This is a genomic window from Yersinia kristensenii (assembly GCF_900460525.1).
Classification (GTDB): domain Bacteria; phylum Pseudomonadota; class Gammaproteobacteria; order Enterobacterales; family Enterobacteriaceae; genus Yersinia; species Yersinia kristensenii.
The window spans coordinates 4,080,405-4,097,457 of the sequence record NZ_UHIY01000001.1 but is presented as its reverse complement, the minus strand read 5'-3'; the positions used below and the strand labels follow the sequence as shown (position 1 = coordinate 4,097,457).

The following is a 17,053-nucleotide window of genomic DNA, read 5'->3' as shown; positions in this document are numbered from 1 at the left end:
GTCCGGTTGAAGCTGGCCTGATTGCTTATCCCGCCTTGAACGATGGTTCTGTTGATTTAGCCGATATTGCACTCATGAATGATTACCTTGATATGAAAGCTGATAACCAATATCGGATCGAAAAATGGAGAGCAGACAATGACAGTTGATACAATTAAAGACTTTCTTGTCTCGCTTGGTTTTGAGATTGATGACGCCGGAAAAAACAAGTTTGATGCGGTATTGAAAGGCGTTACGGCTAATGTGATCCGCCTGGGGGCAAAAGTCGAAGGTGCAGCGCTTGCCGTGCTGGGGTTCACGACTCAAGCAGCGAGTGGTCTTGACCGCCTTTATTGGGCCTCCCAGCGTACTGGTGCCACGGCTACTGGCATCAAAGCACTAGGATATGCCGCAGCGCAAACGGGCATCAGTGCTGATGCTGCAATATCCTCACTTGAAAACCTTTCCCGGTTTATGCGCAATAACCCCGGCGCGGAAGGTTTTCTCAATAGATTAGGTATTCAGACGCGGGATGCCAAAGGTCAGATGCTGGATACCGCTGCTATCTTTACCGGCGTAGGTCAACGACTTAGCCAAATGCCGTATTACAGGGCGAACCTGTATGCGCAAATGCTCGGTATTGATGAAAATACGCTAATGGCAATGCGTCGAGGATTGAACGGCTTTGCGGCTGATTATCAGTCCATGATGCAGAAAACGGGTTTTAACGCAAACAGAGCTGCCGAGCAGTCCAGTAAATTTATGACGTCAATGAAGGGGTTGACGTCCTTAATGGGCATATTACGCGACAAAATAGGTTCAAATTTGGCGGGGGGGTTATCGGGATCAATCGACAGTTTAAAAAAGCGCATTCTGGATAATTTCCCCAAAATAGAAGATACGCTCACCAAAATCATAAAAGCGGTGCTGTGGTTGGCTAATGCGTTCACTCGCATGGCCTATCGCGCTATTCAGGCGGTGGGGCAGGTAATTGATTGGTGGAAAAATCTCAGTGATGGTGGTAAGCGGCTGATTGGTGTATTGGGTGGACTTTTAGTCGCCTGGAAAGTGCTAAATAGTGCCTTTATTAAGTCTCCAATTGGGTTAATTACGGCGCTCATCGTTTCTCTTGGTCTGTTGTACGACGACTACATGACGTGGAAAGAGGGCGGAAATAGTCTTATCGATTGGAGTAAGTGGGAACCCAACATCAAAAAGCTACAGGAGGCTATCCTGTGGATCAGGGATAAGTTCATTGTACTGAAGGATGCGGTAGGTGGATGGAAAAATGTGCTTATTGGTATAGGCATATTTATGGGCGGTACCTGGCTCAAGACGATGATGGGGCCACTGAATACCGTAGTTACAGCGCTTAAAGGGTTTCCCGCGATTTTTACTGGCGCAATGACGGCCTCTGGTCTCTATGTGGTTATTGCTTCAATTAATGAAGCGTATCAAAGAATGTTGGCGTTACGTGATGGACGTACTTATGGCGCTATAGCCAGCCATTCGGAAGAAATGACAGAACTGGAGAGGCTAAAACGCCGTAATTGGGCTGTTAATAATCCCGGCATTCCCTATCCAGAGGATGAGCAACAGCGTCAGTTAGAACCAGAGCAACATGCACAGGTTGCTAAAAAATATCGAAATAGCTCGTTATTGGACCAGATGAGCGGTGTGTTTTCCAATTTGGAAAAACTTTATAACCTGCCAATGGGATTGTTGCGTGGTGTGGCGATGACAGAATCAGCCGGTAACCCCAATGCCATATCAACGGCTGGGGCTAAAGGGTTGTTCCAGTTTATGGATGCTACTGCACGCGAGATGGGGCTGTTCGGAAATGATGTTTTTGACCCAATGAAAGCAGCTGTTGCCGCAGCCAAATACCTGAACCGACTTTTGAACGCAAATGGGGGAGATCTTGATAAGGCGTTGGCCTCTTACAATTGGGGGATAGGGAATGTTCAGAAGTACGGCATGGCGTTGATGCCACAGGAAACCCGCAATTATATTCCGAGGGTAAAACAGCATATGGCAGCTTCTCATCAAATCCAACAGCAAAATACCTACAATATTTATGGTGGAAATTCTGTTGAGATCGGGCAGGAAGTTGAGCGTCGCCAACTGGGGGTTAATGCCCAAATTATGAGGAACATGCAGGGGAGGAGTAGTTAGTGGATATCCTTTCTGCTCTATTCAGGCAGCAAAAACGGCGTATTAATTTGCTGGTTCCGAGCGTGGTGATCACTGAAAAACATCAGGATACGCTCGAAATAACCGAGCATCCGGTAGAAGTGGGTGCGGCGGTTTCTGATCATGCCTATAAGCGGCCCAGTGAAGTGATAATGGATTTGGGCTTTTCTGGTGGTGGCTCCCTGCTGGATTTTGCCGATACTACCAGCCTTGGTCTGAGTATGGGAAAAAGTCCGCAGGAGGTTTACCAGCAACTTCTCGATTTGCAGGAAAGTCGGCAGCCATTTGATGTAATCACGGGGAAACGAACTTATAAAAATATGCTGATAAAATCGCTGGAAGTCACCACGGATAAAACCAGTGAGAACGTGCTGATGTGTAGGTTGACATTGCGTGAGATGATTATCAGTAGTACTCAGGTCATTCATGTAGCAGATAAAGCCGATATGAAACAAGGTGTGAGTACGTCATCAGTACAAAATACGGGGACGAAATCGACTGTTCCCGTAAAGAACAGCTCGTTACTTTCTGATATCTGGAAAGGAGCCACATCATGGTATTAAGTGAAATTCCCCTGACAGCAGATAACCAAATATTCAGCATCCAACTTGGCGAGCAATCTTTGACATTGCGGCTTATTTATCGCGATGCGGCAGGGTGGGTGATGGATATTATGGACAGCCGCGGTGAAAATCTTGTTTTAGGGGTTCCACTGGTAGTGGGCGCAAATTTATTAGAACCCTACTCACATCTTGGGCTATCTGGTGGCCTGATGGTGGTTTCTGATGATGAAGCTCATGAATACCCAACTAAAACTAACCTCGGCTATGGCAGTCATCTCTATTTTGTTCAACCCTAGCCCCGATTTTCGGGGTTTTCTCTTTTAGGTTAAGTCATGAGTCAAAATTGGCGGCGGCATTTTGAGCTGCAACTTTTGGATGATAACGGTAGTGGAATTACGCTTTCAGATTTTCGCGTGACGTTTAACATCGACTGGTACAACAATAACGCCCAAAATCGAGTTGGGACGATTAAGATTTACAACCTGTCAGAAAATACTACCAATAAAATCATAGGGAAGGCATTTTCGAAGGTACGGGTTATTGCTGGCTATGATGGCATTGCTCCTATTGTTGACGAAAGCCAGGTCGGGTGGGGGCGGAATGTTGAGCCGGAGAATGTCGGGCAGATGGATGGGCAAAATTATGGGCTTATCTTTTCTGGTGATATCCGTTACTCCCTTACAGGGAAAGAAAATCCTGTTGATTCATATGTGATTATTCAGGCTGTTGATGGCGCTCAGGCAATGGTGTCAGCCATGTCCTGCCAGACATTATCAGCAGGTTATACGGTCGCAGACCTGAATAAGGCGCTAATGAAAGATTTTTCTGTTTATGGCATCACTGAAGGACACACTCCGAAAATGCCACCAACAGTATATCCACGTGGGCGTGTGGTATTTGGCATGACGCGAGATCTGATGGATAACGTCGCCAGGCAGTGTAATGCGAACTGGATGTTTGTTGATGGTAAGTGCGAAATAGTTTCCGATACCGAATATGCGCATGAGGCTATTGAGCTGAACAGTCGAACAGGTCTTATCGGCATGCCTCAGCAGACGATCGGTAACGGCGTTAATGTTCGTTGCCTGATAAATCCCAACATCCGTGTGAATGGATTGATTCATCTGAATCAAGGTTCGGTTTATCGAACTCAGCTAGGCAATAGCGATATTGCTATGTCGGGTGGTCGCATTACTGAGCAGGAGAGTAACGGCAATTTGACGCTGAACGGAACAACCGCACAGCCTGCCAGTATTGCCACTGATGGCGTTTATGTCGTAAAAGGGATTTTATATACTGGTGATACTCGCGGTCAGGCGTGGTACATGGATTTGATATGTGATGCACGAGGGGCTGCGGACGTACAATCAGCTACTGCACTTAATCGAGGTTGACCATGAAAATTGTCGTTTTGATCATTGCATCAGCTTTATCGTTTGGCGCATATGCTAACGGGTACATTGCGAAATGTGGTCCTTACTCAATGGTGGCAAAGGAGGGGCAGATGAATGTAATCAATGGTGAGCGAGTTACATCTCAAAAAATCACCTTCTTGGGTGATGATGGGATAAAAATAGACATGGGGTTGATGCCTGCTCGTGACGGTAATAATTATGGTTTTGAATATATTCACCGACCGAATAGTGAGAAGCGTTGGCTTAACGTTCAACTTCTCCAACACAGCATGGATGCACCGAAGTTGATTGGTTCGTTCCCATGCAAGAAGGTTGCGGGGTAGAACGAGGTTATATACTGGCGATACTCGTGGTACATGGATTTGATATGTGATGCACGAGGGGCGGAAGATCTTCATTCTAAACAGTATTTTGATAGGGTAAGTAGTTAATGAAATGCTTATGCAGCATTTCAGTGTGGCGGATGGAAGCTCACTGGTAATGATGATGGATGGGTTAGAGTCAATGGGCAAAAGGTCACTTCGCAAAAAGTTAAAGAGTTAGGTAAAAAAGGCGATGGGGCTAACACAGTGTGGAACATGGGCCTTATGCCTGCCCGTGATGGAAATAACTATGGCTTCGAGTTCATAAAGCGTAACGGTAAGGCATGGCTGAATGTCCAACTTCTGCAGCACAGCATGGATGCTCCACGAATTATTGGGTCATTTCCGTGTAAGAAAGTATCAGACTAACGTCAACTCGATCATTCAATAGCCCGCTTCAAGCGGGTTTTTTTTATGGGGCTTTTACAATGTCCATATCAAGTGAATCACGTAGTGGAGATCTTCCTCAGACTCTCGATACAGAGAGGAATATAACTAAAGACCAGCTCCGCGTCGCAATGCCAGCCATAATTCAATCATTTGACCCTGATACGGTAACTTGTGTTGCTCAGCCTGCTATTCGTTCGGTACAGGTTGATAACGATGGGAACACAAGTACCCGTTATTACCCTTTGCTCGTTGATGTTCCTGTTATATTTCCGCGTGGTGGGGGATGCACTCTTACCTTTCCTATTAAATCTGGTGATGAGTGCTTAGTTATTTTTTCTGATCGCTGCATTGATTTCTGGTGGCAGAACGGCGGTGTTCAGGAGCCGGTAGACTTTCGCCAGCATGATCTCTCTGACGCATTCGCCATCGTTGGACCACAGTCTCAGGCAAAAAAAATCAGCAACATTAGCACCAGTGCAGCACAGCTTCGCTCCGATGATGGGGGCGCATTTGTTGAGGTTGCGACCGACCATAACATCGCCGTAAAAACCTCCGGCAAACTGGTCGCCAGTGCGGAAGGGGGAACCGAAATTACATCACCCCAAATCGTGTTCAATGGCGCTGTTACCATCAATGGCCCACTAACACAGGGCACAGGTTCAGCTGGAGGTTCTGCAACCTTACTTGGCCCTGTCATAGTATCAAATGATGTAACCGCAGGCGGTAAGAGCCTGATGACACACACTCATCCTGATCCACATGGAGGGAATACAGGAGCGCCTAACTGATGAGATACCGCAGAGAAGATACTGACGGAGACTACACATTTGGGCAGGGGGATAGCAGTTTTCTTGTAAATTCACCTGAATGTGTAGCTCAGGCTGTTAAAACGCGGCTTTTGTTGTGGCGAGGTGAATGGTTTCTCGATAAAACAGAGGGAACACCTTACGTTCAATCTGTTTTAGGTAAACAGCCTTCCGGTGCTTATGAATTAGCTATTCGTGATCGAATAGAGGGTACTTTGGGCGTAAAGGAAATAACGGCCTTTGATGCCTATAAAGATGGGGATACACGTCGTGTAAGGTTTAACGTTACGTTGAATACAGTGTACGGAGAGGTGACTGTCAATGTATGAAGAAGTCATCGCTGGTATGTTGCCAGTGATTGATAGGAATGGAATAACCGCGCCAGATTTTCAAACTATTTTGGAACAGTGGAAGACAATATTTCGCGGGATTTATGGCGAAGATATTTATATTGAACCCGATAGTAAAGATGGTGTTTTGCTTTCTCTGATTGCCTATGCGATGCATGGATGCAATAACGCGGTAATTGGCGCTTATAACTCATTTAGCCCATCAACTGCGGTGGGTGAGGGGCTATCCAGAAACGTTAAGATAAACGGTATCTCACGCAAGCCTGGTAGTTATTCAACGGTAGATCTATTGCTATCAGGCCGGGTTGGAACAGTCATTAAAAATGGAGCTGTAAGAGATAAAGTTGGTAATGTCTGGCAGCTACCGGAGTCGGTGACGTTAGATTTACATGGTGAGGCTGTAGCAACTGCCGTATGCCAGACTAGTGGGGCGATCAGTGCTATGGCGGGAGATATTATCGAAATTGCCACACCAACGCTTGGGTGGCAAACAGTGACTAACCCGCAAGCAGCAGTGGTTGGGCGAAATGTTGAAAAAGATACAGAACTGCGGATACGGCAAGCACAATCTGTAGCTATGCCATCTCGAACCGTTATTGATGGGCTACGGGGCGCACTGGCTAATTTAAACGGCGTGACGCGCCAATGTGTTTACGATAATGACACGAACACTGTAAGTGATATAGGTATACCAGCATACAGTATTGCTTGTGTGGTGGAGGGCGGCGATTCTAAAGCGATTGCAGAGACAATCGCGTTAAAGAAAACACCTGGCATCCCGACTTATGGCACCACAATTGAAACGATTAAAGATGCATATGGTAATGAAAAGATTATTAAATTTTTTCGGCCAGAACAGATACCAATATTTGTAGAGATTAAAATTAAACCGCTGGCAGGGTACACAACTGATATAGGGAATTCTATTTCTTCATCCGTGAGTGAATACATTAATTCACTCTATATGGGGGATGATGTTTATTTATCTCGTTTATTTGTTCCTGCCAACTTAAGCAATTCATCTGGTGGTGAAACGTACAACGTTTTATCTATTGAAATTGGAACATCACAATCAGTATCAGTAGTTAATATTGATATTGCGTTTAATCAAGTGGCAACGTGTAAGCCTGAGAATGTGAAGGTAGTAACGGTGGTTTCATGACCAATCGGTATTCTGAATTAATCCCATCCAACCAGCGTAGCGCACCGAAATATCACTTAACCATTGAAACTATAACCGACGCTTTTAGCCGTGGTTTGGATGTGGCTAACTCGCTGATAACTATTTTTGATTTAGACAAGGCAGTAGGTAAGCAATTAGATATTATTGGTGAGTGGGTGGGGCGAAGTCGTAGAATTAAAGCCCCGATAGATGATTATTTTTTTACGCTAGATAGCCCCGCTTTAGGGTTTGATTATGGTTATTGGAAAAATAGGTATGACTCTGAATTTGGTTATTTAGATTTAGATGATGTTAGTTATCGTACGATATTGAGAGCAAAAATAGGTGCAAATAATTGGGATGGAACATGTGAGTCTTTACCTGGTATTTTAGATAGTATTTACCCAAATGGAGACTTTAATATTAGTTTTATTGATAATGGCGATATGTCAATGACCGTGACTGTTAAGGGAAAAAAAGTAGACAACATCACGAAAGAAATTATCAAACAAGGATACCTTTCAATAAAGCCTTTAGGAATAACAGTGAATTACGATATTATCGAGGGATAATATGCCTAAAAATGAATTTAAAGCATTTGCTATTGGTAAAAATGCCAATGTACTTACTCAAGCCGAATTCGATGAGTTGATTGCAGTTATAAATGGTTTTCAATCCGGTATTGCCAGAAGTGAACAACTTAATAAAGTTTGGCGACAATCATCTGTTATTTCTCACGTCGTTGCTGAGTTTATGGCTGAAAATTCAGGTGATGATATATTAGATGATGGTAATCTGGATAAACTTAAAGTATCTCTAGTTACAGCATTATTTAATAATGCGAAAGCACAATTGGATGAGCGTTATCTTAATATTATTAAAAATCTCTCCGATTTAAGTAATAAAGCTGAAGCACGAAGAAATCTTGATATATACAGTCGAGGAGAGGTAAACGAGACTTTTTTACAGAAAGAGCAAAATGGTGCGGATATCCCTGACAAACCACGCTTTGTTGATAATCTTGATTTGCGGGAGACCGTCAATCTGGCAGTGGGGGCATTACAAAAAAACCAGAATGGTGCTGATATTCCCGACCCAGCACTCTTTGTCAAAAACCTTCGTTTAGGAAAATTCCAGCAGGCAGCAGATGCTACGCGTATTTTTTCGCCTAATGATGATACCTATCTGAGAATTGATAACACTGGATGGTATTTTGCAAACAAAAATACAGGGAAAATTCCAGCCTCAATTGATGCTGGAGGAACGGGAGCGACAACAGCAGAAGAGGCAATTAAAAAACTTGGCATTGATGTATTATTGAGCGATAAACAAAAATTATCGCAAAATCTTACAGCGCTGTCGGCATTAGTTGCTTCAGCGAACAAATTGCCGTATTTCACAAGTAATAAAGCGGCGGGATTAGTTGACTTAACACAAGTCGGAAAGAACTTACTTTCATCAGAGAGTCTCACTGCACTGATAAGCTACCTTGGTTTTTCAGGTGATGCTAATCACATAAAATTTCCAACCGGACATATTATTCAGTGGGGAACATGGACGATCCCATCAAATAATGCAAGTGTAGTCATTACCCTGCCACATGCTTACTCAGAAGGAAACTACTGGTCTGGTGCGATATTTAATTCCGCCCAAGGGGCTTCCCCCGACAACGTATATGTACCTTCTGCTGTGCTGACAAGTATCAGAATTACTCACTATGGTGATAGTGCAGCTAGTGGCGCTAAGGCACTGTGGTTATCAATAGGAAAATAATATGCTTTATTCAGAATCCACTGTCGGTTTCTATGAAAACAATTGCGAATATGCGCCAGATGACACGGTGCGCGACACCCCCCGCCTTCAGAGCGGGGAAAGATAGTGAGGATGGCGTAGCCGTCCTTGGGGGGGCAGTGTGGATATACAGCGAACGCCGATGTAAACGGAGCTCGTAATATTTTTGCGGCGGGACATGACGTGCTTGCCTGTGTAGGGATGGTGCAGGTAGGCGGCCCGTTGAAACAGGAACCCACCGAAATGATTTAAGCGACAGCCTGAATGTAGCAGGAATCCATGTCCTTCAGGGTGTGGAGGATGTCAACAGCGGTAAAGGGAAATGAAAGATGAAGTGGAAGGGCTAACGGACTTAAAACAAGTGCGGGATTTTGTGGTAGGGGGAGGTAAGTGTCCTAAAAGCCCCACATTTGAGGGGCTAGCAGCCATCTAATTACAGGTCAAAATGGATATCTAACCCATTGATTTATATTGACCTGAAATGCCTTATTTTAGCATAAAAGGTAGTTCATTTTTTGTGCTAAAATATTTGTATGGTATTGATATATAAATTAAATTTTTAAATTGCGTTGTCTAAATTTTTACAAGACGCTTCGCATTATTGGGATGTAAATACATGAAAACTGATTTTGTGTTTGGCTCTGTTATCCATATTGCGTATTTTCTAATTAGTTGTTCCTCTTACACTTATTACAACTGGATAGGGACGTTGGATCGGATTTTTACTAAAGGAGTAGTGATGAAAAACATATCAGAGAATAAGATAATACAAGCACAGGATCGCTTTGATTTTTTAGGGGAAATTACAGCTCGCTCACAATTTGGCGGTTATGGGCTGTTAGCCAATGGCATTATGTTTTCAGTCGTTTCTGAGGGCGAACTGTATTTACGTGCGAATGACGCGGTTGAAAATTTATTCCGCGCCAGAGAAATGACTAATCTTGTTTATGCTAAACGGGGGCTGCCTGTTTTACTGCGTTATTATTGGGTGGATTCTCTCTTGTGGGATGATGACCTCGCACTACGTCATTTTGTAAAACAGGCCTATCAAGGGGCTAAGTCTGAAGTTTTAAGTAAGAAATGCCCGCCAGTTCGTTTGAAAGACTTACCTAATCTCAGTGCCAGCCTCGAACGATTATTATGGAAAGTCGGTATCAAGAGTGTGGCGGAGTTGAGGCTTGAGGGTGCTAAGCGCTGTTATTTGAAGTTGCGTACGTTAAGGTGTTCACTTGGCGTGAATGTTTTATTGGCTCTTGCTGGGGCGATCAGTGGTCATCACTATGCTGTGCTCCCCCTCATAATGCGCAGTGAACTTATTGAATGGTTTGAAATGCATATTCGCCCTGTCGGTGTTGCACAATATGAAACAGTATAAAGAAGGGCCATCGATAGAAACTGGCCTGGGGTTCAATTAGCCAGTGTGGCTGATACGTTTATTGAGCTCACTGAGTTCAGGTAATAGTTCAAGTAATAAGCCAATCTGTTGTAATACCAATTGATCTTTGCTCTCCGGCTCAGGATTACAGCTCTGTAGCCGGGTTGATAAGCCAGCTAACACTTGCGCCATTTTTATACTGTCGGGTTGTTCTTGCTCAAGTGTACCTTCAACATAACAAATAGCATCGTTGAGCAACCTCAGTGTGGTGGTATTAGTCAGCTTTTCACGATGAGCGCCCAGCGCCGATATATAACTCAGCATAGTGTGGTTGAGGCACAGTAAGCGAAATGCGGCTTCCTGAGTTTCTTTGTCGTTCTTGGGTTCTGCTGACATATTTGAAATGACAGAAGCCAATTCGGCATCGCAATTATGGGCATCACGGCGGGCGATACGATAAGGCAAGCTATTATCTTTACCTTGATAATATTGCACTAAGATAGCATCCAGATAACGGCAGTTCGCATTCAGTGTTCTACGAACCACGGCGGGAAGTTGGCGGAATTTCCAGTCTGGCCAGATAAAACTCACCGCGACCCAGGCAATGGCGCAACCGAGCAAGGTGTCAAACACGCGTGGCGCAGCAACCTCAAACCCTTCTCCGAGCAAGTTAAAACACAACAAAACCAGCAACGTAATGAACATCGTCGCGTGGGCATACTGAACATTGCGGAAAGCAAAAAACAGTACGCCGGTAATGACAATCAGGATTAACTGGCCCTCAATGGAGGGGACAAAATAAAGGATTGGCAGCCCGATAAGGATACCCGCCAAGGTGCCAATGATACGCAGTGCCAGGCGGCGCCTGGTGGCATTGTAGTTGGGTTGGCAGACAAACAGGCTGGTCAGTAAAATCCAATAACCGTGTCGCATGCCAGTCAGTTGAATAAAGGCATAACCCACGCAGAGTACCACTGACATGCGGACAGCATGGCGGAAAAGCGCAGATTGTGGGGTTAGATGGCGGCTGATACGCAACTTGATATCGCTCCATCCGGTGATGCGGTCGTCAGATAAGCGGCTTTCAGGTTGTGGCCCTTCAGCGAGCACTTGTTCTGATTCAATCCCTGCCAGTTGGGCATCAATGGCCCGCAGGTTTTTGAGCAAATGGGAAAGCGCTTTAACTTGCGGCACATTCTCTTTTTGGGCTAATTCTCTGGCGAGGGCGGCATCCAGGAAGGTAAACGCCCGTTCGAAACGTGGGTCATGCTGATATTTCTGTCTCATTAGAATTGATTGCGACAGTTGCACACAAGCTTGGGCTTGCATACTCAGCAGACGTTGAAAACGGAATAACACATCGCTGTAGCGGAATTTTTCTCGCAACACCTGATATTGCACATGGGATGAACTGGCACGTTCATGGATATCTTGAGCAACAAAATAATAGTGGAGGGTTCGTCGAGTTTCGCGCTGGCCACGATCACCTTTCAGCCGCGTAACAAGTGAGGTTTTGGCTTGATTCAACGTCGAGACTAATGTGCTATTGGCCATTGCAACATCAATAAGCGGCTGATTAACCTCAGATTCAATGTCTGGATCAAATAAATTAGCTTTCGCTTCCAGGTATTGAGCCAGGTGTTGATAACAGCGCGCCAAATTATCCTGTAACGGGCGGATAGGAAAGATAAGGTGCCCACATAAGGTCAGTACGTTATACCAGACGGCACCGAGTATCAGTAACAGAGGTTGCTGATACCAAATATGGTACATCGAAGTGCCCAACATGGTGTAGATAGCAATTAACAAGGCACCAAAGGCGATAGTGGCATAACGTTGGCCTAAGGCGCCCAGCAGGATAAAGCCACAGGTTGAAAAGGTCAGGCCAAGGGCAAAAAACCAAGGATAAGGAAATAACAGTTCAATAGAGGCTGAGGCGATAAAAAAGCAAATCAGTGTGATGAATAGATTGCGCAACCGCCCAGCCAGGCGGTCATCAAGATCAGTTAATGCTGCGGCTACGACACCGAGAGTTAGTGGAATTGTCAGTTTGGGCTGCTCAATCCACCAGGGAACCGCCGTTACACCTACCAACGCGATAAAGATACGAACATGATAAAGCAGGCTGCTATTGTAGATATAACGGCGTAAACCAGTGACGAAAGTGAGCACAAAAAACCTCTAAAAACAGAAAATTCAGCGTTGCTGATACTGGCGTTGAGCATTAGCCATTCTGGCCTGTTGCGCCATTTCGACAGAAACGACACGACGGCCTACTGGCCATAACGCGATAGCGGCAATCTTAAAATTGGCAATCCCGACGGGAATACCAATTATGGTGATACATTGTACAATTCCGGTTGCAATATGTGATAAACAGAGCCACCAACCAAATAAAATAAACCAGACGATATTCAGTAAAGAACCGCCAGCGGATAGCAAAGGATTACTTTTTTCTGGGTATAATTCATTGACATGGATCGCCTCATTGCCATAAGGGAGAAATGATAACTTAGTAATCTCCCAGCAAGAACGCGTTAATGGTAAGGTGAAAATCAGCATGACACTGACCACGGTGGCCAATAGCCAGCCCAATGTGGTGAAGAAACCACCTAAAACAAAATTAAGAATATTCAAAACAGTACGCATAGTGATTAATCTGCCTAGCTGAATAAAAAACCGCAATGCGGGCGAGTACTTACCGGCGTTAGCTATTATATCTGCATAGCGCCGGTTAGTTTCCTTTGTTAACTATCGGATACCTGTTGTTTAAACTCAATTATTTTATTTACACTCCATCATGTTATTTCAATTCACTTAATACGAGTAATGGCGCGCAGATATGGAACTTAAAGCGACATCTTTTGGCAAGCATCTGGCTCAGCACCCCTATAACCGGGTTCGCTTGCTAAATGCGGGCATCGAAGTATGCGGTGATAAACATCAATACCTGATTCCTTTCAACCAGTTGGTTAACATTCAATGTAAGCGCGGTATTGTCTGGGGCGAGATGGAGTTTGAATTGCCTAATCAGCAAGTTGTGCGTTTGCATGGCACCGAATGGCAGGAAACTCAACGTTTCTATCATCATTTACTGGGCATCTGGCAGCAATGGAGTGATGAGATGAGCCTGGTTTGTGTTGAGGTTTTGCATAAACAAGTTGAATTGATTAAGCGAATTGAGCAGCAGGATAAATGGTTTAAACGCAGTGAGTTAAGTCAGGTACAGGCGTCTATTCGTGAGGCTTTCACATCATTGCCGATACCGGTTCAGCGTTTAACCGAGTTTGACTCTTGCCGCGCTGATTATGAGCTTTGTTTGCGCTGGCTGGAGCAGGGTAACCGCAGTGTTGATCGGCGCAATCAGCAATGGACTCATCGCATGCTTGAAGAACATCAAGATTTCTTCCAGAGCGTAGAAACTTCTCCCCTCAATGAGTCGCAAAGCCGGGCGGTCGTCAACGGAGAGGATTCGGTACTAGTGCTGGCCGGTGCTGGCAGTGGCAAAACCTCGGTGCTGGTTGCGCGAGCGGGTTGGTTACTGCGCCGCAATGAAGCACTGCCGGAGCAAATTTTACTCCTCGCTTTTGGCCGTCAGGCTGCGGATGAAATGAATAGTCGCATCAAGCAACGGCTCGGTGTGGATGATATTCAAGCCAAAACTTTCCATGCACTTGCGTTGCAGATAATCCAGCAAGGTAGCCGTAAAATGCCGGTGATAAGTCAACTTGAATCTGACAGCCAAGCCAGGCGGTCGCTGTTGATCAAACATTGGCAGCAGCAGTGCAGTGAAAAAAAGGCGCAAGCTAAAGGGTGGCGAGAATGGCTAACGGATGAGTTGGAATGGGACGTCGATGATGGCGAGTTTTGGCGTGATTCGCGGCTTGCAGCCCGACTTGCTGGGCGGCTTGAACGTTGGTTAGGGTTAATGCGTATGCACGGCGGCAGTCAGGCCGAAATGATTGAGCAGGCTGATGAAGAAGTGCGAGATCTCTTCCAAAAACGTATACGGCTAATGGCGCCGTTACTGAAAGCATGGAAAACGGCGCTGAAAGAAGAGGGGGCGGTTGATTTCTCCGGGCTGATTCATCAAGCCGTCAACTTGTTGGAAAAAGGGCGCTTTGTCAGCCCGTGGAAACACATATTAGTCGATGAATTTCAGGATATTTCGCCACAGCGCGCCATGTTACTGACTGCTTTGCGTAAACAAAATAAGCAAACTTGTTTGTTTGCGGTTGGGGATGATTGGCAGGCTATTTACCGGTTCAGCGGGGCAGAACTTTCTCTCACAACCGCCTTTAGCCAGAATTTTGGTGCGGGCGCTGAGTGTGCATTGGATACCACCTATCGTTTTAATGACAGGATTGGTGAGGTTGCTAATCGGTTTATTCAGCAAAATCCCTATCAATTGAAAAAGCCACTGAATAGCTTGAGTAAAGGTAATAAAAAGTCAGTGACTATTTTGCCGAATGAACAGCTCGAATCGCTATTGGATAAGTTAAGTGGTTTTGTTAAGGATGATGAGCGCATTCTTATTTTGGCCCGCTACCACCATTTGCGCCCGGCAATTTTGCAAAAGGTAGCCACCCGCTGGCCGAAATTAACTATTGATTTTATGACGATTCATGCCAGTAAAGGTCAACAGGCAGATTATGTCATTATTGTTGGTTTACATGATGGGAGTGATGGTTTCCCGGCCGCAGCGCGCGAGTCAATTTTGGAAAATGTGTTGCTACCAGCCCCTGAAGATTTTCCTGATGCAGAAGAACGGCGTTTACTGTATGTCGCCATGACGCGAGCAAAGCATCAGGTTTGGCTACTGCAAGATACGACTAACCCCTCTATTTTTATTAATCAACTTAGTGAGTTAGGGGTATCAACTCAGCGCAAACCCTAGTTAATATGTGCAGTTTTTTGTTAAAAATAAAGCCCGTGGGATAATGGAATCAGTCCAGTTATCGCCCCGGGCCTAATGATTATTTCAGGCGTTGCTGTAAGTAGCGTTCATAATCCGGGATTGCAATGGTCACTTCACCACTAAATAAGGCGGAGCCAATCAAGAAGTCGGCAGTAGAGCGGTTGGTCGCAACCGGAATATTCCACACAGTTGCCAAACGTAGCAGGGCTTTGACATCCGGGTCATGTGGTACGGCATTGAGTGGGTCCCAGAAGAAAATCAAAATATCAATTTTCTTCTCAGATATCAGCGCTCCAACTTCCTGATCCCCCCCCATTGGGCCACTGAGCAAGCAGCGGACATCAATCCCCGTGGCTTTCTGTACCAAGTTGCCGGTGGTACCTGTTGCATAAAGTTCGTGCTGTGCTAAAAGATCTCTGTTCTCCATGACCCATTCGAGCAGAGATTTTTTGCAATGGTCGTGGGAAACCAGGGCAATGTGTTTACGTGCCGCAATAGTGCGGGTGGTGAGTTCCATCAAGTTTTCCTTCAATGTACCCGTCATACTTCAAGCTGCATGGGCGTTGGCTGTCTTCGCTCACCCCAATCACTTACTGGTGTAAGCTCTTGGGGATTTACTCAGTTGCCGCCTTCCTGCAACTCGAATTATTTTGGGTATGAGTGCCAGCGGTTTGTAGACAGATTACTGAAATGGCGATTTTGTGCATAGCGGTAACGCCAAGAAATGCGAGGGAACAAGCATAACCTGATGTTTAAGAACGGCCTTGGATCTACCACACTACTTTGTGGGTTGTTTTTTAGCCCAGAGTAAAAAGCGCTGTTGCGTTTCGGCATCGGCTTGTAGGAACCAATATTGCAGCATTTGTTCTGCCACATTCTCACCTTGTAAATTGGTTTTTTTCTGGACGGTATTCGTGCCTGCAACGGCGATTGTTGTTCCTGGCACAGCACTCACCGGGGAGGGCGGGATCTTAGCAAATGAGGGAACCGAAGCACTGAATTGCCCGACGTTATAGGTGGCCATTGCCGTTTCAAGGGTTGCAGCAGTATTAAGATTATCTTGATGCAATACATCGTGGCGCACTGACAGTGGTCGCCCGTTATCACCTATCAGCTGATATGCCGGGTTTTTAGAGAATTTACTGGCATCGCGTTCAGTCTCAATAGTGGGTAATTTTATCGCTACCGAGCTGGTGTTGCGGGTGTTAAATACCACCACTAACGGCGGGGAGGCATATAATATCTTTGGATCAGCTGGAAGAGGTTTTGCAACTTTGAACAAGATTTGATGCTGACCACTATTTAATTCCAAGCTATCAGCCCCTTTGAGCAAGGACCCTGACATATTTTTACCATCGACCACCAACAGGTCAATTTCCGGCGCGAGTTTTAAGGTCATGGCTATAGCGGAAGCATTACAGCAAACGGCCAAAATCCCTACGACCACCAGACCAACTTTCATGTGCTACTCCTGAGGGTGATATCCGTTTATATTGTCAGACACGCTAGATTATGTGTCAAAGTCTTTCTGGTTGCCCATATTTATTTACTTCCTGAAACAATCAGTATAACTATATTTATGTTATCTCAATGAATTTTAAAGGTTAGATAACTAATCTAACAGTAATTCCTGCTATACCCATTAAACCAAATCAATTAGACGGCGGTTATCATCATTATTTTGCATGATATACACTTAGTGTCACCTGACATGTGTGCATCCAGTTGGATACATATGGATTGAAATAT

The 17,053-nt window shown here is 45.1% G+C and carries 17 protein-coding genes and 2 pseudogenes; 15 read left to right on the top strand and 4 right to left on the bottom strand.

The window, feature by feature from the left end; translation table 11 throughout:
- The first annotated feature begins 17 nt into the window (after positions 1-17).
- The 14 genes and pseudogenes from DX162_RS18955 (at position 18) to DX162_RS18890 (ending at position 10,386) form a co-directional block, all read left to right on the top strand.
- Positions 18-149, top strand: a complete 132-nt coding sequence (locus DX162_RS18955) for a DUF6889 family protein (RefSeq protein ID WP_227744207.1) — start codon at positions 18-20, stop codon at positions 147-149.
- Complete coding sequence (locus tag DX162_RS18950; protein ID WP_004393457.1) at positions 139-2,154, top strand: transglycosylase SLT domain-containing protein; 2,016 nt, start codon at positions 139-141, stop codon at positions 2,152-2,154. Before DX162_RS18955 ends, DX162_RS18950 begins: the two co-directional genes overlap by 11 nt.
- Complete coding sequence (locus DX162_RS18945) at positions 2,154-2,735, top strand: phage baseplate protein (protein WP_032821215.1); 582 nt, start codon at positions 2,154-2,156, stop codon at positions 2,733-2,735. Before DX162_RS18950 ends, DX162_RS18945 begins: the two co-directional genes overlap by 1 nt.
- Positions 2,726-3,031, top strand: a complete 306-nt coding sequence (locus DX162_RS18940) for a phage baseplate plug family protein (RefSeq protein ID WP_032821216.1) — start codon at positions 2,726-2,728, stop codon at positions 3,029-3,031. Before DX162_RS18945 ends, DX162_RS18940 begins: the two co-directional genes overlap by 10 nt.
- A 36-nt stretch (positions 3,032-3,067) precedes the next feature.
- Positions 3,068-4,129 (top strand): baseplate hub protein, encoded by a 1,062-nt coding sequence (locus tag DX162_RS18935; RefSeq protein WP_004393460.1) that lies wholly within the window; start codon positions 3,068-3,070, stop codon positions 4,127-4,129.
- A 2-nt stretch (positions 4,130-4,131) separates the two neighbouring features.
- Positions 4,132-4,473, top strand: a complete 342-nt coding sequence (locus DX162_RS18930) for a hypothetical protein (RefSeq protein WP_032821217.1) — start codon at positions 4,132-4,134, stop codon at positions 4,471-4,473.
- A 114-nt stretch (positions 4,474-4,587) separates the two neighbouring features.
- Positions 4,588-4,881 (top strand): annotated as a pseudogene (locus tag DX162_RS22675) (hypothetical protein); the annotation flags it as partial.
- Between the two features lie 59 nt (positions 4,882-4,940).
- A complete protein-coding gene (locus DX162_RS18920) occupies positions 4,941-5,690 on the top strand; it encodes a Gp138 family membrane-puncturing spike protein (RefSeq protein WP_004393462.1) in 750 nt (249 codons plus the stop codon).
- Positions 5,690-6,037: a contractile injection system sheath initiator gene (locus tag DX162_RS18915; protein WP_032821218.1), complete on the top strand. Its 348-nt coding sequence runs from the start codon at positions 5,690-5,692 to the stop codon at positions 6,035-6,037. Before DX162_RS18920 ends, DX162_RS18915 begins: the two co-directional genes overlap by 1 nt.
- A complete protein-coding gene (locus DX162_RS18910; RefSeq protein WP_004393463.1) occupies positions 6,030-7,220 on the top strand; it encodes a baseplate J/gp47 family protein in 1,191 nt (396 codons plus the stop codon). Before DX162_RS18915 ends, DX162_RS18910 begins: the two co-directional genes overlap by 8 nt.
- Complete coding sequence (locus DX162_RS18905) at positions 7,217-7,792, top strand: DUF2612 domain-containing protein (RefSeq protein WP_032821220.1); 576 nt, start codon at positions 7,217-7,219, stop codon at positions 7,790-7,792. Before DX162_RS18910 ends, DX162_RS18905 begins: the two co-directional genes overlap by 4 nt.
- A 1-nt stretch (position 7,793) precedes the next feature.
- Complete coding sequence (locus DX162_RS22420) at positions 7,794-8,993, top strand: gp53-like domain-containing protein (protein ID WP_004393465.1); 1,200 nt, start codon at positions 7,794-7,796, stop codon at positions 8,991-8,993.
- 138 nt (positions 8,994-9,131) lie between these two features.
- A pseudogene (locus tag DX162_RS18895) lies at positions 9,132-9,263 on the top strand (RNA-guided endonuclease InsQ/TnpB family protein); the annotation flags it as partial.
- Positions 9,264-9,750: 487 nt separating this feature from the next.
- Entirely contained in the window at positions 9,751-10,386 is a 636-nt protein-coding gene (locus DX162_RS18890; protein ID WP_032819480.1) for a TfoX/Sxy family DNA transformation protein, read from the top strand.
- A gap of 36 nt (positions 10,387-10,422) precedes the next feature.
- Here DX162_RS18890 and yccS read toward each other — a convergent pair whose 3' ends face one another.
- The gene (gene yccS / locus DX162_RS18885) at positions 10,423-12,558 is read right to left on the bottom strand and encodes a YccS family putative transporter (RefSeq protein WP_004389617.1); all 2,136 of its coding nucleotides are present in this window, start codon (positions 12,556-12,558) and stop codon (positions 10,423-10,425) included.
- Positions 12,559-12,582: 24 nt separating this feature from the next.
- A complete protein-coding gene (locus DX162_RS18880; protein ID WP_004389618.1) occupies positions 12,583-13,035 on the bottom strand; it encodes a YccF domain-containing protein in 453 nt (150 codons plus the stop codon).
- 193 nt (positions 13,036-13,228) lie between these two features.
- On the opposite strand from DX162_RS18880, the gene helD reads away from it, so the two are divergent.
- Positions 13,229-15,283 carry a DNA helicase IV gene (gene helD / locus DX162_RS18875; protein WP_004389619.1) on the top strand — a complete coding sequence of 685 codons (2,055 nt, stop codon included), beginning with the start codon at positions 13,229-13,231 and terminating at the stop codon, positions 15,281-15,283.
- A gap of 79 nt (positions 15,284-15,362) precedes the next feature.
- Here the strand turns inward: helD and DX162_RS18870 are convergent, their stop codons facing one another.
- Both DX162_RS18870 and DX162_RS18865 read right to left on the bottom strand, forming a co-directional pair.
- Positions 15,363-15,821, bottom strand: coding sequence for a methylglyoxal synthase (locus DX162_RS18870; protein WP_004389620.1), 459 nt, complete (start codon positions 15,819-15,821; stop codon positions 15,363-15,365).
- A gap of 261 nt (positions 15,822-16,082) precedes the next feature.
- The gene (locus DX162_RS18865; RefSeq protein WP_004389621.1) at positions 16,083-16,766 is read right to left on the bottom strand and encodes a DUF2057 family protein; all 684 of its coding nucleotides are present in this window, start codon (positions 16,764-16,766) and stop codon (positions 16,083-16,085) included.
- Positions 16,767-17,053 lie beyond the last annotated feature (287 nt).

Coding starts and splice junctions, on each gene's coding strand:
- DX162_RS18940 (WP_032821216.1), top strand. CDS start 2,726: ATGGTATTAAGTGAAATTCCCCTGACAGCAGATAACCAAATATTCAGC.
- DX162_RS22420 (WP_004393465.1), top strand. CDS start 7,794: ATGCCTAAAAATGAATTTAAAGCATTTGCTATTGGTAAAAATGCCAAT.
- DX162_RS18890 (WP_032819480.1), top strand. CDS start 9,751: ATGAAAAACATATCAGAGAATAAGATAATACAAGCACAGGATCGCTTT.
- DX162_RS18935 (WP_004393460.1), top strand. CDS start 3,068: ATGAGTCAAAATTGGCGGCGGCATTTTGAGCTGCAACTTTTGGATGAT.
- DX162_RS18910 (WP_004393463.1), top strand. CDS start 6,030: ATGTATGAAGAAGTCATCGCTGGTATGTTGCCAGTGATTGATAGGAAT.
- DX162_RS18920 (WP_004393462.1), top strand. CDS start 4,941: ATGTCCATATCAAGTGAATCACGTAGTGGAGATCTTCCTCAGACTCTC.
- DX162_RS18915 (WP_032821218.1), top strand. CDS start 5,690: ATGAGATACCGCAGAGAAGATACTGACGGAGACTACACATTTGGGCAG.
- DX162_RS18950 (WP_004393457.1), top strand. CDS start 139: ATGACAGTTGATACAATTAAAGACTTTCTTGTCTCGCTTGGTTTTGAG.
- DX162_RS18870 (WP_004389620.1), bottom strand. CDS start 15,821: ATGGAACTCACCACCCGCACTATTGCGGCACGTAAACACATTGCCCTG.
- DX162_RS18930 (WP_032821217.1), top strand. CDS start 4,132: ATGAAAATTGTCGTTTTGATCATTGCATCAGCTTTATCGTTTGGCGCA.
- helD (WP_004389619.1), top strand. CDS start 13,229: ATGGAACTTAAAGCGACATCTTTTGGCAAGCATCTGGCTCAGCACCCC.
- DX162_RS18880 (WP_004389618.1), bottom strand. CDS start 13,035: ATGCGTACTGTTTTGAATATTCTTAATTTTGTTTTAGGTGGTTTCTTC.
- DX162_RS18905 (WP_032821220.1), top strand. CDS start 7,217: ATGACCAATCGGTATTCTGAATTAATCCCATCCAACCAGCGTAGCGCA.
- DX162_RS18865 (WP_004389621.1), bottom strand. CDS start 16,766: ATGAAAGTTGGTCTGGTGGTCGTAGGGATTTTGGCCGTTTGCTGTAAT.